This window comes from Sinorhizobium saheli (genome assembly GCF_001651875.1).
In the GTDB taxonomy this organism is placed as follows: domain Bacteria; phylum Pseudomonadota; class Alphaproteobacteria; order Rhizobiales; family Rhizobiaceae; genus Sinorhizobium; species Sinorhizobium saheli.
In genome coordinates this window covers 40,678-55,069 of the sequence record NZ_LNQB01000055.1, presented here as the reverse complement: position 1 = coordinate 55,069, position 14,392 = coordinate 40,678, and the positions used below count along the sequence as shown (strand labels likewise).

The following is a 14,392-nucleotide window of genomic DNA, read 5'->3' as shown; positions in this document are numbered from 1 at the left end:
TCATGGCAGCACCTCCTGCCATGTTGAATCAGAATCCGACCGAAAGCGGAAGCCTGTTAATCAATAGGTCCTGAGCCTAGTCGCCTTTCCCCGCCTGCGACCGCCTGCGGGAGAGGGTTAGTCCTCGGGTTAAACCCAGGGTTAAGCCCGAGGTGACGGGGCAAACGCTGACCATTTCACAGGCCACCTTTTTTCGCTGCAGTGCACACGTGCCCTTGATTTGCCGCGGTTAAACCGACTAGCTATCGCAGCCAATCCCGATGCAAGGAGCCCTGCGATGAAAGCGCTTGTCGAACAACTGAAAGCCACTGCACGCGAGACCAATGCGACCGATATCCGCGCCGCTTTTTCGGCCGATCCCGACCGCTTCTCCCGCTTCAGCCTGAGCCTCGGCGACCTGCTTTTCGATTATTCGAAGTGCGCGGTGAACGACAGGGTTCTCGACGGTCTCGAGGCGCTCGCCAGGGCGGCCCGGGTCGAGGAGAAGCGCGATCAGATGTTCCGCGGCGATATCATCAACATCACCGAGGAACGCGCGGTGCTGCACACGGCGCTCCGGAACAGGTCGAACCGGCCGATCCTCGTCGGCGGCAGGGACGTCATGCCCGATGTCAATGCCGTGCTCGAGGCCATGGGCGCCTTTGCCGAAGATGTGCGCTCCGGCGCGCTGAAGGGTGCCACCGGCAAGAAGATCACCGACGTCGTCAATATCGGCATCGGCGGCTCCGACCTCGGCCCGGTGATGGCGACGCTGGCGCTCGCTCCCTTCCATGACGGCCCGCGGCTGCACTTCGTCTCGAATGTCGACGGCGCCCATATCGCCGATACGCTGAAGCTTCTCGATCCGGAGACCTCGCTCTTCATCGTCGCCTCCAAGACCTTCACCACGATCGAGACGATGACCAATGCCGCGACCGCTCGCGCCTTCATCGCCGGCAAGCTCGGCGAAGCGGCGGTCGGCGATCATTTCGCCGCGGTCTCGACCGCCCTCGACAAGGTCGCCGCCTTCGGCATCGACGCCTCGCGCGTCTTCGGCTTCTGGGACTGGGTCGGCGGCCGCTACTCGATCTGGTCGGCGATCGGCCTGCCGCTGATGATCGCGGTCGGCGCCGAGAATTTCGGCCGCTTCCTCGACGGCGGCCATGCGATCGACGAGCATTTCCGCACCGCACCGGTACGTGAGAACATCCCGATGCTGCTCGGACTCATCGGCTTCTACCACCGCAACGTGCTCGGCTATCCGTCGCGGGCGATCCTGCCCTACGACCAGCGCCTCGCCCGCTTCCCGGCCTATCTGCAGCAGCTCGACATGGAATCGAACGGCAAGGCCGTCACGCTCGACAGCACGCCGGTGGAATTTTCGACCGGCCCCGTCGTCTGGGGCGAGCCCGGCACCAACGGCCAGCATGCCTTCTACCAGTTGATCCACCAGGGCACGGATATCATCCCGGCCGAGTTCATGATCGCCGCCAACGGCCACGAAAAGGACCTGCGCCACCAGCATCAGCTCCTGATCGCCAACTGCCTCGCGCAGTCGGAAGCGCTGATGAAGGGCCGCACGCTGACTGAGGCCAAGGCGCAGCTGACCTCGAAAGGCATGGACGAGGCAAAGGCGGACAGGATCGCGCCGCACCGCGTCTTCACCGGCAACCGGCCGTCGCTGACCTTCGTCTACGGTGAGCTCGACCCCTTCGCGCTCGGCCGGCTGATCGCGCTCTACGAGCACCGCGTCTTCGTCGAGGGCGCGCTCTTCAACATCAACTCCTTCGATCAGTGGGGCGTCGAGCTCGGCAAGGAGCTCGCGACCGGCCTGCTGCCCGTCGTCGAAGGCAAGGAGAGCGCCGAAGGACACGATTCTTCGACAGCCGGTCTCGTGGCCGCGCTGCTGAAGGCGGCGCGCTGACCGATACGAAAAAGGGCGCCAGCGATGCTGGCGCCCTTTTGCATGCAGATCTGTCTGCTTCAAAGCCCGAGTTCATGCCGCCACGGCGGGTTGGCGCCGGCGCGCGAGACGGTGACGGCCGCGGCCCTGGCGCCGAGCGCGAGGGCTTCCCGGACCGCTTCGTCGCTGAGGTTCGCGACGGCGGCCTTGGTCAGGAGGTTGTTGCGCTTCAGCGAAGCGAGCACCCCGGCATCGAACGTATCGCCTGCCCCGACCGTATCGACGACCGTGACGCGCTCGCTCGCGACCTCGACCTTGTGGTTGCGGGTATAGCCGACGGCGCCGTCGGCGCCCCTGGTGATCAGCACCAGCTTCGGCCCGCGCTTCAGCCATTCGGCAGCGAGCGCATCATGGCTGCCCTCCATGCCGAACCAGGCGAGGTCCTCGTCGGAGAACTTGACGATGTCGGACATCGCCGCCATGCGGTTCATGCGGGCAAGATGCGCCTCGCGATCCTCGATGAAACCGGGACGGATGTTCGGGTCGAAGGAGATCACCCGCTTTTCATGCTCGCGCCGCATCAGCGCCTCGTAGGTGGAGCCGCAGGGCTCCGGAATGAGGCTGATCGCGCCGAAATGCAGCGCCTCGCAGGCGTCTGCGAGTGCCGGAAGGTCCTTCTCGGTGATCATCCGTCCGGCCGTGTTCTCGTCGAAAAAGGCATAGCTCGCATGCCCGTGGACGAGCTTCACGAAGGCGAGTGTCGTGTGGAGCGGCAGCGTGGCGCAGGGGCTGAAATCGACATTTGCCGCTTTCAGCGTCGCGCGCAGGATGTCGCCGAACATATCGTCGGAAAGGCCGGTGAAGAAGCCGGTCGGGATGCCGAGCCTGCCGAGCGCGATCGCCGTGTTGAAGATCGCGCCGCCGGCATAGGGCGCAAAGGCACCCTCCCCTTGCGCCGTCTCGCGCGGCAGCATGTCGATCAGGGCCTCTCCGCAGCAAACGATCATCACATTCCTCCCTTGCAGACTATTCGATCGATCAAACCAGCCGCCGGCCGCTTGCAAGCCAAGGCGGGATGGGGGCGGAAAACCGCCCGCACTTTTCCTGCCGCTCTACTGGGCGGCAAGTTCGCCGACGCCGCCGTTCCTCGCCGACCAGGCGAGCGGCGCGTTGAGGAAGGCCTCGACCTCGTTCAGCGTTTTCTCGTCGAAGAGCGCGTGCTCCCGGGCGACGGCGAGCACATTGCGCCAGGTGGCGATGTAGTGCAGGTCGACGCCCTTCGCCTTCATGTTGGCGCGCGCCTCGGGGAAGATGTCGTAATAGAAGAGAGCGATGCCGTGCTCGACGACGCCGCCTGCGGCGCGGATCGCGTCGATGAACTTGAACATCGACACGCCCGCCGTCGTCAGGTCCTCGATCACCAGCACGCGGGCGCCTTCCGGCATGTGGCCTTCGATCTGGGCGTTGCGTCCATGGCCCTTCGGCGCCTTGCGGACATAGATCATCGGCAGGCCGAGGCGCTCGGCGAGCATGGCGGCAAAGGGAATGCCGGCCGTCTCGCCGCCGGCGACCACGTCGAACTGCTCGAAGCCCGCTTCGCGCAGAATCGTCGCGGCGGCGAAGTCCATGACCGCCGAGCGGATGCGCGGATAGGAAATCAGCTTGCGGCAGTCGATATAGACCGGGCTCGCCAGGCCGGAGGCGAGCTTGTAGGGCTCGTCGGCGCGAAAATGCACCGCCTTGATCTCCCAGAGCATCTTCGCGACCAGCTCGGCCATCACCGGCTTGTCGGTGAACGCGTTCGAAAACATGAATTCTCCTTCCTGGCGTGACCCGAAAAGCCAAGAACGGCTTTCGGATTCAGGCACGCGACAAAGACAAACCCAGCCGTCAGGCGACGGCCCAGTAGAGCGGGAACATCGGATCGAAAACGGTGACCGGGCCGGCCTCGGTCTCGACCTTGGCGGGATAGCGGACCGGCTCTTTCTGGTTGCGAAGCGTGACAATCTCCTCGTTCACCGGCAGGCCGTACCAGGCGGGGCCGTTCAGCGACGTGAAGGCCTCGAGCCGGTCGAGCGCGCCCTCCTCCTCGAAGACATGGGCGAGGCAGCTCAAGGTGTTGATCGAGGTGTAAATGCCGGCGCAGCCGCAGGCACATTCCTTGAGCGGGTCGACATGCGGGGCGGAATCGGTGCCGAGGAAGAAGCGCACGTCGCCGGAGACCGCGGCGGCGCGCAGCGCCAGCCGGTGGCTCTCGCGCTTGGCGACCGGCAGGCAGTAATAATGCGGCTTGATGCCCCCGGCGAGAATGGCGTTGCGGTTGATGATCAGGTGGTGGGTGGTGATGGAGCCGGCGAGATTGGCCCTGGATGCCTTGATATAGTCGATGCCGTCCTTCGTCGTCACGTGCTCCATGGTGATCCGCAGGTCCGGCAGACGCCGGCGGAGCGGATCGAGGACCGTCTCGATGAACACCGCCTCGCGATCGAAGATGTCGACATCCGCCGCCGTCACCTCGCCATGGACGCAGAGCGGCACGCCGATCTCGGCCATGCGCTCCAGCACCGGCATCGCCTTCTCCAGGTCGCGGACGCCGCTTGCGGAATTGGTGGTCGCGCCCGCCGGGTAGAGCTTGACCGCCTTGACGAGGCCGCTCCGGAAACCCGCCTCCACGTCGTCGGGGTCGGTGCTCTCGGTGAGATAGAGCGTCATCAGCGGCTCGAAGCGGTGACCCGCGGGGACCGCGGCAAGGATGCGCTCGCGATAGGCGGCGGCATCGGCGGCGGTGACGACCGGCGGCACCAGGTTCGGCATGATGATGGCGCGGGCGAAGTGGCGGCTCGTATCGGCGATGACGCCGCGCAGCATGCCGCCGTCGCGCAGGTGCAGGTGCCAATCGTCCGGGCGGCGGATAACGAGGTCTTGCATGGTCAGCCTTCTCCCGATGCTCGCGCCCCGACCGCGCAGGCGTCGTCCAGGGCGACCGATGCGCGTGGAGGGCGGCAACTCATGTGGTGAAACCGCGTCTCGATATCACCATTGCGCCGCCGAAGACAATGGTGCTCGCGGCGCATCCTTCAGAAATCCCGGATCACGATGTCGCTCGGCCTGCGGCTGGCGACGACGCGGCGGGCATTGTGGATGTCGTTGCCGAACGCCTTCTCGCGCGCCGTCTCCTCGTCGTAGCCCTGATCGTACCAGCGCTGGAGCAGCCGCCGTTCCAGTTCATCAAGGCCCGGATCGATGAAGATCGCGCAGTCGAAGGCGCCTTCGAGCCGGTTCCACGGCGCCTCGTCGAGCAAAAGATAGTTGCCCTCGACGAGGACGATGCGCGTCTCGGGCGCGATGATCCTCGCCGAAGCGATCGCGAGTTCGCGCGAGCGGTCGAAGACCGGGACGAGAACCTCGCCGTCATTGGCGCGCACCGCCGTCAGCGTCGCGAGGAAGGATCGGACGTCGAAGGTTTCGGGGGCGCCCTTGCGGGCGAGCAGGCCCTTCTCGGCGAGGACGGCATTGTCCATGTGGAAGCCGTCCATCGGCAGCACCGCCACGTTTTCCCCCGCTGCGGCGATCGCCTCGGCGAGACCTTCGGAAAGCGTCGACTTACCGGCACCGGGAGGCCCGGCGATGGCAACGATGAAACGGGCGGCGCCGGCCGCCCGTTTCAGGATCGCGTCCGTCAAGGACCCTATGTTCATGCCGCGATCGCCTCGCCGGGCGGCGTCTTGGCACCGGTCATGAAAGCGACCGCATCCGACATGGTGTGTTCCTTCGGATTGATGACGCAGAGCCGCTTGCCGAGACGGTGGATATGGATCCGGTCCGCCACCTCGAACACATGCGGCATGTTGTGCGAGATCAGGACGATCGGCAGGCCGCGGCGACGGACGTCGAGGATCAGCTCCAGGACGCGCCGGCTTTCCTTGACGCCAAGCGCCGCAGTCGGCTCGTCCATGATGACGACCTTGGAACCGAAGGCCGCCGCGCGCGCCACGGCCACGCCCTGGCGCTGGCCGCCCGAGAGCGTTTCCACCGCCTGGTTGATGTTCTGGATCGTCATCAGGCCGAGTTCGGAAAGCTTCGACCGTGCCATTTTCTCCATGGCCGCGCGGTCGAGGGTACGGAACAGCTTACCGAAAAGCCCCTGCTTCCTGATCTCGCGACCGAGGAACATGTTGTCGGCGATCGAAAGCGCCGGCGACAGAGCGAGGTTCTGGTAGACCGTCTCGATGCCGGCGGCGCGGGCGTCCATCGGCGAGCGGAAGTGGACCGGCTGGCCTTCGAGCCGGATCTCGCCCTCGTCCGGCGTGACGGCGCCGGAAATCGCCTTGATCATCGAGGACTTGCCGGCGCCGTTGTCGCCGATCACCGCCAGGATTTCACCCGGGTAGAGATCGAAATCGGCGTGGTCGAGAGCGGTCACCCGGCCATAGCGCTTGACGAGACCGCGCGCGGTGAGGATGGGTTCCTGTGCCATTACGCTGCTACCTTTCTGATCCACTGGTCGATTGCAACGGCGGAGATGATGAGCACGCCGGTCAGGAAGACCTTCCATTGCGGGTCGGCGCCGAGCATGTTGAGGCCCATGGAAACGACGCCGACGATCATCGCGCCGATCAATGTTCCGAGGATCGAGCCGCGACCGCCGAAGAGCGAGATGCCGCCGATCACGGCCGCGGTGATGGCCTGCAGGTTATAGTCGGTTACGGCTGCGGACGGGGAAATCGAGCCGTTGCGGCCGATCGAGACCCATGCGGCCAACGCCGCAATCAGCCCGGCGATCGTGTAGGCGCTCAGGAGCACCTTTCCGACGCGGATACCGGAGAGCTTGGCGGCTTCCGGATCGTCGCCCACGGCATAGAGGTGACGCCCCCAGGCCGTGTGGTTCAACGCGTACCAGAGGCCGAGGACAAGCGCCACCATGGCGACGACACCGAGGGTCAGCACGGCCGAGCCGACCTTGAAGTTGACGCCGAAGACGTGCAGCCACTGGGTGACCGCGGTGACATCCGCCTCGCGGATCGTCGCGTTCTCCGAATAGATGAAGTTCGTCGCCATGATCACATACCAGGTGCCGAGCGTGACGATGAACGGCGGCAGCTTGAGGCGGGAAACCAGGAGGCCGTTCAGCAGCCCGCAGGCGCCGCCGACCGCGAAGCCGGCGGCGACGGCCAACGGCGCCGGCAGACCGTAGCTCACGGCGCAATTGCCCATGACGACCGCCGAGATGACCATGATGACACCGATCGACAGGTCGATGCCGGCCGTCAGGATCACCAGCGTCTGCGCCGCGCCGAGCATGCCGACGACGGCGATCTGCTGAAGGATCAGCGTCAGCGTGTAGGACGAGAAGAACCTGCCGCCGATAGCAAGCCCGAAGACCAGGATCGCCGCGACGAGCACGACGAAGGGTACGGCCGCGGGCGTCGAGTGCAGGAAATGCTGGATTTTCTGAAGCGCCGTCTTGTCATGCGTATCGAAAGACGCCACTTCCGTCGAACTGTTGACCAGGACCTTTTCAAACTCCTGGGATGGTTGTGCGGCTGTGTTTGGCTCGGCCATGGAGACTCCTCCCATAACCCCCGCTTAAAAGGGGTACCTGATTGCCGGATGCGCGCGCCCCGCCCTGTTGCGGCGAGGTCCGGAACTCGACGAGGCAGGTCCGGGCCTTGCCGGCCCGAGCCGCGATCGGTTCCGATCATGCGGGAGACGCGGCGTCGCGACTTCTATTATCCCGCCCTGAAGTTTGCGCAGGTTTCGCGCCTTGTCAAAGACATAGGCGCTTACGCGAAGGGCGGCCGGGGCCGCCCTTCCCTGTTGGTTCCGTTCCGGACCAGCGGGCGATCAGCCCCAGCACTTCTCCGTTCCGACCTTGGTGTCGATCGACTCGACGCCGGAGACCGGCTTGTCGGTGACGAGCGAAACGCCGGTGTCGAAGAAGTCCTTGCCTTCGGTCGGCTTCGGCTTCTCGCCGGTCTCGGCGAACTTCTTGATCGCTTCGATGCCGAGCGCCGCCATCATCAGCGGATATTGCTGCGAGGTCGCGCCGATGACGCCTTCCTGGACGGCCTTCACGCCCGGGCAACCGCCGTCGACCGACACGATCAGCACATCGTTTTCCTTGCCGACGGCCTTCAGCGCCTGGTAGGCGCCGACCGCGGCAGGCTCGTTGATCGTGTGGATGACGTTGATGTCGGGATCCTTCTGCAGAAGGTTCTCCATCGCCTTGCGGCCGCCCTCTTCGTTGCCGTTCGTCACGTCATGGCCGACGATGCGCGGGTCGTCCTCGTCGCCGATCTTGTTCGGATCCTTGGGATCGATACCGAAGCCGATCATGAAGCCCTGGTCGCGCAGCACGTCGACGGTGGGCTGCGACGGCGTGAGGTCGAGGAAGCCGATCTTCGCCTCCTTCGCCTTGTCGCCCATGGACGCGGCCGCCCACTGGCCGATCAGCTTGCCGGCGAGCAGGTTGTCGGTCGCGAAGGTCGCGTCAGCGGCGGTCGCCGGATCCAGCGGCGTGTCGAGCGCGATCACGAGGAGGCCGGCATCCTGCGCCTTCTTGACCTGATCGACGATCGCCTTGGTGTCGGAGGCGGCGATCAGGATACCCTTTGCCCCATCGGCAATGCAGGATTCGATCGCGGCGACCTGGCTGTCGTGGTCACCGTCCACCTTGCCGGCATAGGCCTTCAGCGTCACGCCGAGTTCCTGCGCCTTGGCGGCAGCACCTTCCTTCATCTTGACGAAGAAGGGATTGGTGTCGGTCTTGGTAATCAGGCAGGCGGAGACATCGGCCGCCTGCGACGGCGAAGCGAAGGCGACGCCGAGTACAAGCGCGCCGAAAGCGGCAGAAAGAACTGTTTTCTTCATAAAACCCTCCCAAGGATGAAAGAATGCCGGCGGACCGGCCGGGGCCTCGGCACAGCAGCGTTCTCCTCCGCTGCACACGACGCTTCCGATGGTCAGTCAAACACCAAAATTCCAGGGTGTCAATAAATAAATCAAATTGAATTATTATCCGGTTGTGGCATTCTGCGAGGGAGACCACTGCGGCTAGAGGGCCGGCGGCCGCCGAGATCGACCTCGGCGGCCGGCGTGGAAACGACAGGCGAGCCGGCGCCTGCAGCGCCACGCGCCTCAGGAGGGGCGCAGCGGCTCGCTGCAGCACCGGGCCTGCAGGTGCCAACGGGAGGAGACGGTGGCATGTCATTGACGGACGGTCCCTATGGCGGACCCGCTCAACCGGACGTGATCGACCCGAGCGGCGGGGCCAACCAGACGCGCGTGCGCGCCTATAACGAGCGCCTGGTCATGTCGCTGGTGCGCCGCCACGGCAGCCTGTCGAAGGCGGATATCGCCCGCCGTTCGGGCCTTTCCGCGCAGACCGTTTCCGTCATCATGCGCGCGCTCGAAGCCGATGGCCTGCTCATCCGCGGCGCGCCGGTTCGCGGTCGGGTCGGCCAGCCCTCGATTCCGATGCGACTCAATCCGGACGCGGTCTTCTCCTTCGGCGTCAAGATCGGCCGCCGCAGCGCCGACCTGGTGCTGATGGATTTCGTCGGCACGATCCGCCTGCACCTGCACCAGATCCATACCTATCCCCTCCCGGACGACCTCGTCACCTTCATCGTCGAGGGCATCGGCAAGCTCGAGCAACAGCTGACCCCCGACCAGCGCGGACGCATCGCCGGCGTCGGCGTCGCGACGCCCTTCGAGCTCTGGAACTGGGCGGAGGAGGTGGGCGCGCCGCGGCAGGAGATGGACAAGTGGCGCGATTTCGACCTGCAGGCGGCGATCGCCGCCCGCATTCCGCACCCCGTCTTCCTGCAGAACGACGGCACCAGCGCCTGCGGCGCCGAACTCGCCTTCGGCGTCGGCGCCAGCTATCCGGATTTCGTCTATTTCTACATCGGGTCCTTCATCGGCGGCGGCGTCGTCATCAACTCCGCCCTGTTCTCCGGCCGCACCGGCACCGCCGGCGCGGTCGGTCCGCTGCCGGTTGCCGGCAAGGACGGCAGGTCTACGCAATTGCTGAAGATCGCCTCGGTCTTCGTGCTCGAAAAGCTGCTGCGCGAACGCGGCATCGATCCAGAACCGCTCTGGTACTCGGCGGACGACTGGATCGACTTCGGCGAACCGCTCGAGACCTGGATCCAGGATTCGGCGGCCGCCCTCGCCCAGGCGGTCGTCTCCGCCGTCTCGATCATCGACTTTTCCGCCGCCGTCATCGACGGCGGCTTCCCGTCCTGGGTGCGCTCGCGCCTCCTTGCCGCCACGCGCAAGGCGCTGAAGACGCTCGACCTGCAGGGCGTCACGGTTCCGGATCTCGTCGAGGGCGCGGTCGGAAGCCACGCCCGGGCGATCGGCGGCGCCAGCCTGCCGCTCTTCTCGCGCTACCTGCTCGATACCAATGTCCTCTTCAAGGAGCTTAGCTGATGCTGAAAGGAATAGACCCCATCCTGAGCCCGGAACTTCTTTCGGCGCTGAGAGCGATGGGGCATGGCGACGAGATCGCCCTCGTCGACGGAAACTACCCCGGGCAGGAGCATGCGCGCCGGCTGGTGCGGCTCGACGGCCATCATCTGATCCCGGTGCTCGACGCCATCCTCAGCGTGCTGCCGATCGACGACTTCGTGCCGGAAGCGATCTTCCGCGCCACCGTCAAACAGGACAGGGACGCACTCGACCCGGTGCATCGCGACATCATCGAATGCTGCAGGAAGCATGAGCCGGCGCAGCCGGTCGTACCGCTCGTCGGCGCCGATTTCTACCCGCGCGTCAAGGCCACCCATACGGTGGTGCAGACGAGCGAGCCGCGGCTCTACGGCAATGTCATCCTGCGCAAGGGCGTGATCTACCCTCATTGAGGGGGATGAGCGCGAGATAGCTTTCAAGTAAAAATCCCCTCCCCGACCCTCCCCACAAGGGGAAGGGGCTATCTCGGTCGCACCGCGGCCGCCCTTTCTTGCCGCTGCATTTGAAGAGAGGGCGGGAATTGGCGGCGATTTGCAGGGGTGAAGCCCCTCCCCCTTGTGGGGAGGGTTGGGGAGGGGTCTTGCATCGAGCACGATGAAAATAGAGAAGCCTAATATGAAGAACCCGCCGGCGGAGCCGGCGGGTTCCTTGGGTTTGATCGAGAATCTCTTGCGCAGATTACGCCGTCGCGAGCTTGCCGGCGCGTGCGTCGATCGAGAGGGCGCCAGGGCCGAAGGCGGCGAGCACGAGGAAGGCGCCGGCGATGGTGATGTTCTTCATCATCATGATCTGGTTGAACACCGTCAGCAGGCCGTTGGCGGCGGGCGGGAAGTCCGGAACGTTGATCGCACCGCTGTGGAAGACGAAGGCGGTCACGAGGCAGAATGCCGCCAGCAGATAGGCCGCGATGCGCGTCTGGAAGCCGACGAGAACGGCGAGGCCTGCGGCGAGTTCGAAGAGACCGGCGAGGTAGGCGAGCGCGGTTGCGGCAGGCCAGCCGGCATTGGTGATCATCCCGGCCGTCGACGCGGGGTCGGTGAGCTTGCCGAAGCCGGAGACGATGAAGATGATCGAGAGAAGGATGCGCCCGATAAGGACGATGACGTTCTGGGACATGCATGAGGCTCCTGTTCAAAAGACGTTTGACGACAGGAGTATCAGTATTTTCCGATTCGACCAGCCGCCGCGGCTGAAACAGATCGTTCACAATCTGGAAACGAATGCGACTGGTCGTCAACCGCGCTGGCGCCGCGGCACGCGGTTTATTTCTATTGCAACAAAACGCAACTGAGTGAAGAATTCCCGCGCGTCAAGGGGAACGCAGGGGTGAACGCATGAACGAAGTCAACCGGAGTCCTGCCTTCTGGCGGTCCTTTCCGATTTTCGAGGAGTTCGACAAGGAGACGCTCTCCGCGCTCGCCGACATCGCGAGCTATCGGAAATGGCCGGCCGGCACCGTCATCTTCCAGCGCGGCGACGAAGGCAACTACATGATCGTCGTCGTGTCCGGACGCATCAAGCTTTCGCTGTTCACGCCGCAGGGCCGCGAACTGATGCTGCGCCAGCACGAGGCGGGCGCGCTGTTCGGCGAGATGGCCGTGCTCGATGACCAGCCGCGATCGGCGGATGCGACGGCGGTCACCGCCGCCGAGGGTTATGTGATCGGCAAGAAGGCCTTTCTCGACCTCATCACGCAAAGACCGAAGATCGCCGAAGCGGTCATCCGCTTCCTCTGCGCGCAGTTGCGCGACACGACGGACCGGCTGGAGACCATCGCGCTCTACGATCTCAACGCGCGCGTCGCCCGCTTCTTCCTGGCGACGCTGCGCCAGATCCACGGCAACGAGCTGCCGCAGAGCGCCAATCTCAGGCTGACGCTCAGCCAGACCGACATCGCCGCCATTCTCGGCGCCAGTCGGCCGAAGGTGAACCGCGCCATCCTCTGGCTGGAGGAGAATGGTGCGATCAAGCGCGCGGACGGCATCATCTGCTGCAATGTCGGGCGGCTGCTGAACATCGCGGATCCGGAGGAAGACTGAAGCGCGTCGGATGCAAACGAAGCCAGCGACGCGCTTAGGTCATTGTTTTTTGTGGACCGATCGACCATGACGCGATGGCTGCATCATCGCATTTCCCCGCTCGCCGGCGGGATCCTCGCGAGCCTCGCGGCGGCGCTCATGCTCTTTCTCTACGCCGGAACGGTCCTCGGCACCCAGCGGGAGCTCTTTTTCGACAATCTCACCCAGTGGGTGCCCTCGCCGCGCTCGCCGGAGATCGTCGTCGTCGATGTCGATCGCAAGGCTTACGAAGCGCGCGGCGGCAATTGGGATCGCGCCGCGACCGCCGACCTGATCTCGCGCGTCGCCGCCGCCGGCGCGAAGGCGATCGCCATCGACTTCGTCTTCAGTTCCGATTGCAATCCGGCCGCCGCCGGCAATCGCGCGCTCGCAAGCGCAATCGCCGGCGCACCGGTGCTTCTGGGCTTTCTGGCGGCGGAGCGGGCGCTCGAGCGGCCGCGCCCGGTGCCGCCGCTGGCGCTGCGCCGGCCGCTCGCGGTTCCCGAGACCTGGTTCATCGATGGCGCGGAAACGTCCTGCCCTGCCTTCATGGACGGTTCGAGAGCCGCAACGGCCACCTTCCTCGTCGGCGACGAGGATGCGCGGGTGCGGCGGGCGCAGGCCTTTGCGGTCCTCGACAACGAAGCCTATCCGACGCTCGGCATCGAGGCCGGCCGGCTCGCGGCCGGAAGCAGCACGCCGGTGCTCGGCGGTGAACCGGCCTGGCTCAGGCTCGACCACGCCATCATCCCGCTCGACGACAACGGCAACCTGCGCTTCGCGGCAAGCCCGGAGGAGGCGATCGCCGCCCGCACGCTTTCCGCCGCCGACGCGATCGCCGGCGGGGACGCCGCGAACCGCCTCGAGGGCAAGCTCGTCTTCCTCGGCAGCAGCATGCCGAGCCTCGGCGGGCTCAGGCCCACCGCCTCCATGCCGCTCGAACCCTCGGTGCAGATCCATGCGGACATCGCCAATGCGGTGATGACGGGGTTCGTACCCTACCGCGACGGCGACCTGCCGCTGATGGAGGCGCTTTTCAGCTTCGTCGCGGGAACGATCGCCGCCCTTGCCGCCACGAGACTGCGTCCGCTCACGACGCTCGCGCTCGGGCTTGCGGCCGCGCTCGCCGTGACGGCAGGCGCCGCGGCGATCTATGCCGCCAGCGGCTGGCTCGTCGATGCGGTGAGCATCTCCGCCGCACTCGCGGCGGTCCTCGTCGTCACCAGCGCGCTGCAGCTCGCCCATGTCCGCCGCGCGGAAGCGATCGCCCGGCAGAAGTTCTCGCAATACCTGCCGCAGTCGGTGGTGGCGCGCTACATCGACGAGCCGGAGCGCGGCCGCGTCGCCGGCGAGGAGCGGCCGGTGACCGCGCTCTTCACCGACATCGAAGGCTTTTCGACGCTGTCACTGAAGCTCGGGCCGCGCGAGCTCGTGGCCCTGCTCGACATCTATTTCGCCGAGGTGAATGCGCTCGTCGCGCGGCACGGCGGCATGGTCGACAAGGTGGTCGGCGATGCCGTCCATGCCCTCTTCAACGCGCCGGAGGATCTCGTCGACCATGTCGACAAGGCGATCGCATGCGCGGTTGCGATCCACGCCCTGACCGAGGAAATGCGCAGCCGGCCGCAATTTGCCGCCTGCGGCTTCGGGCGAACCCGGATCGGCATCGAGACCGGGCCCGCCGTCCTCGGCGAGGTCGGCGCCGGCGGCAAGCTCGACTACACCGCCCACGGCGATGCGGTGAACCTCGCCGCGCGGCTGCAGGAGGCGAACAAATTCCTCGGCACCGCCATCTGCATCGGCCCGGCCGCGGCGGCGCAATCGCGCGCGCCGCTGCGTCCGCTCGGCACACACGACATCCGCGGCTTCGGCTCGATGGCGCTGTTTACGGTGGCTGATCCCGAACTCAGGTGACGACTTCGGGGGTCGGTATCCTGGGCTGCCCCTCATCCCGCTGCCGCGACCTTCTCCCCGTTTT

At 65.7% G+C, this 14,392-nt stretch carries 14 protein-coding genes; 6 read left to right on the top strand and 8 right to left on the bottom strand.

The annotated features are described in order from the left end of the window. Positions 1 to 277: 277 nt before the first annotated feature. Entirely contained in the window at positions 278 to 1,903 is a 1,626-nt protein-coding gene (gene pgi / locus ATB98_RS04185) for a glucose-6-phosphate isomerase (protein ID WP_066869472.1), read from the top strand. Between the two features lie 59 nt (positions 1,904 to 1,962). Here the strand turns inward: pgi and ATB98_RS04180 are convergent, their stop codons facing one another. The 7 genes from ATB98_RS04180 to ATB98_RS04150 form a co-directional block, all read right to left on the bottom strand. Continuing rightward, positions 1,963 to 2,889: a carbohydrate kinase family protein gene (locus ATB98_RS04180; RefSeq protein ID WP_066869470.1), complete on the bottom strand. Its 927-nt coding sequence runs from the start codon at positions 2,887 to 2,889 to the stop codon at positions 1,963 to 1,965. A 105-nt stretch (positions 2,890 to 2,994) separates the two neighbouring features. After that, a complete protein-coding gene (locus ATB98_RS04175; protein ID WP_066869467.1) occupies positions 2,995 to 3,693 on the bottom strand; it encodes an orotate phosphoribosyltransferase in 699 nt (232 codons plus the stop codon). 79 nt (positions 3,694 to 3,772) lie between these two features. Then, a complete protein-coding gene (gene pyrC / locus ATB98_RS04170; RefSeq protein ID WP_066869464.1) occupies positions 3,773 to 4,810 on the bottom strand; it encodes a dihydroorotase in 1,038 nt (345 codons plus the stop codon). A gap of 149 nt (positions 4,811 to 4,959) precedes the next feature. Further along, a complete protein-coding gene (locus ATB98_RS04165; RefSeq protein WP_066869461.1) occupies positions 4,960 to 5,580 on the bottom strand; it encodes a nucleoside triphosphate hydrolase in 621 nt (206 codons plus the stop codon). Next, positions 5,577 to 6,359 carry an ATP-binding cassette domain-containing protein gene (locus ATB98_RS04160; RefSeq protein ID WP_066869458.1) on the bottom strand — a complete coding sequence of 261 codons (783 nt, stop codon included), beginning with the start codon at positions 6,357 to 6,359 and terminating at the stop codon, positions 5,577 to 5,579. Before ATB98_RS04160 ends, ATB98_RS04165 begins: the two co-directional genes overlap by 4 nt. After that, a complete protein-coding gene (locus ATB98_RS04155) occupies positions 6,359 to 7,444 on the bottom strand; it encodes an ABC transporter permease (protein ID WP_066869455.1) in 1,086 nt (361 codons plus the stop codon). The genes ATB98_RS04160 and ATB98_RS04155 overlap by 1 nt, the downstream gene beginning before the upstream one ends. 282 nt (positions 7,445 to 7,726) lie before the next feature. Then, positions 7,727 to 8,752 (bottom strand): sugar ABC transporter substrate-binding protein, encoded by a 1,026-nt coding sequence (locus ATB98_RS04150; protein ID WP_066869452.1) that lies wholly within the window; start codon positions 8,750 to 8,752, stop codon positions 7,727 to 7,729. A 333-nt stretch (positions 8,753 to 9,085) separates the two neighbouring features. Here ATB98_RS04150 and ATB98_RS04145 point away from each other — a divergent pair, with 333 nt between their 5' ends. Together ATB98_RS04145 and ATB98_RS04140 are read left to right on the top strand one after the other, a co-directional pair. Further along, on the top strand, positions 9,086 to 10,318 hold the full coding sequence (locus tag ATB98_RS04145; protein ID WP_066869449.1) for an ROK family transcriptional regulator: 1,233 nt from the start codon (positions 9,086 to 9,088) through the stop codon (positions 10,316 to 10,318). Beyond that, the gene (locus ATB98_RS04140) at positions 10,318 to 10,749 is read left to right on the top strand and encodes an RbsD/FucU family protein (protein ID WP_066869445.1); all 432 of its coding nucleotides are present in this window, start codon (positions 10,318 to 10,320) and stop codon (positions 10,747 to 10,749) included. The genes ATB98_RS04145 and ATB98_RS04140 overlap by 1 nt, the downstream gene beginning before the upstream one ends. 286 nt (positions 10,750 to 11,035) lie before the next feature. Here ATB98_RS04140 and ATB98_RS04135 read toward each other — a convergent pair whose 3' ends face one another. Continuing rightward, positions 11,036 to 11,473 carry a DoxX family protein gene (locus ATB98_RS04135; protein ID WP_066869442.1) on the bottom strand — a complete coding sequence of 146 codons (438 nt, stop codon included), beginning with the start codon at positions 11,471 to 11,473 and terminating at the stop codon, positions 11,036 to 11,038. Between ATB98_RS04135 and ATB98_RS28710 the strand changes: the two genes are divergently transcribed. From ATB98_RS28710 to ATB98_RS04125, 3 genes are all read left to right on the top strand, one after another. Continuing rightward, positions 11,457 to 11,648: a hypothetical protein gene (locus ATB98_RS28710; protein WP_153435385.1), complete on the top strand. Its 192-nt coding sequence runs from the start codon at positions 11,457 to 11,459 to the stop codon at positions 11,646 to 11,648. The genes ATB98_RS04135 and ATB98_RS28710 overlap by 17 nt on opposite strands. Before the next feature lie 43 nt (positions 11,649 to 11,691). After that, a complete protein-coding gene (locus ATB98_RS04130) occupies positions 11,692 to 12,396 on the top strand; it encodes a Crp/Fnr family transcriptional regulator (RefSeq protein ID WP_066869439.1) in 705 nt (234 codons plus the stop codon). A 78-nt stretch (positions 12,397 to 12,474) separates the two neighbouring features. Further along, positions 12,475 to 14,328: a CHASE2 domain-containing protein gene (locus tag ATB98_RS04125; RefSeq protein WP_066869487.1), complete on the top strand. Its 1,854-nt coding sequence runs from the start codon at positions 12,475 to 12,477 to the stop codon at positions 14,326 to 14,328. Positions 14,329 to 14,392: the final 64 nt, after the last annotated feature.

What these genes read in the sequence shown, in the direction of transcription:
- ATB98_RS04160 (WP_066869458.1), bottom strand. Translation starts at nt 6,359, where the DNA reads ATGGCACAGGAACCCATCCTCACCGCGCGCGGTCTCGTCAAGCGCTAT.
- ATB98_RS04135 (WP_066869442.1), bottom strand. Translation starts at nt 11,473, where the DNA reads ATGTCCCAGAACGTCATCGTCCTTATCGGGCGCATCCTTCTCTCGATC.
- ATB98_RS04180 (WP_066869470.1), bottom strand. Translation starts at nt 2,889, where the DNA reads ATGATCGTTTGCTGCGGAGAGGCCCTGATCGACATGCTGCCGCGCGAG.
- ATB98_RS04155 (WP_066869455.1), bottom strand. Translation starts at nt 7,444, where the DNA reads ATGGCCGAGCCAAACACAGCCGCACAACCATCCCAGGAGTTTGAAAAG.
- ATB98_RS04150 (WP_066869452.1), bottom strand. Translation starts at nt 8,752, where the DNA reads ATGAAGAAAACAGTTCTTTCTGCCGCTTTCGGCGCGCTTGTACTCGGC.
- ATB98_RS04140 (WP_066869445.1), top strand. Translation starts at nt 10,318, where the DNA reads ATGCTGAAAGGAATAGACCCCATCCTGAGCCCGGAACTTCTTTCGGCG.
- pyrC (WP_066869464.1), bottom strand. Translation starts at nt 4,810, where the DNA reads ATGCAAGACCTCGTTATCCGCCGCCCGGACGATTGGCACCTGCACCTG.
- ATB98_RS04145 (WP_066869449.1), top strand. Translation starts at nt 9,086, where the DNA reads ATGTCATTGACGGACGGTCCCTATGGCGGACCCGCTCAACCGGACGTG.
- ATB98_RS28710 (WP_153435385.1), top strand. Translation starts at nt 11,457, where the DNA reads ATGACGTTCTGGGACATGCATGAGGCTCCTGTTCAAAAGACGTTTGAC.
- ATB98_RS04175 (WP_066869467.1), bottom strand. Translation starts at nt 3,693, where the DNA reads ATGTTTTCGAACGCGTTCACCGACAAGCCGGTGATGGCCGAGCTGGTC.
- ATB98_RS04130 (WP_066869439.1), top strand. Translation starts at nt 11,692, where the DNA reads ATGAACGAAGTCAACCGGAGTCCTGCCTTCTGGCGGTCCTTTCCGATT.
- pgi (WP_066869472.1), top strand. Translation starts at nt 278, where the DNA reads ATGAAAGCGCTTGTCGAACAACTGAAAGCCACTGCACGCGAGACCAAT.
- ATB98_RS04165 (WP_066869461.1), bottom strand. Translation starts at nt 5,580, where the DNA reads ATGAACATAGGGTCCTTGACGGACGCGATCCTGAAACGGGCGGCCGGC.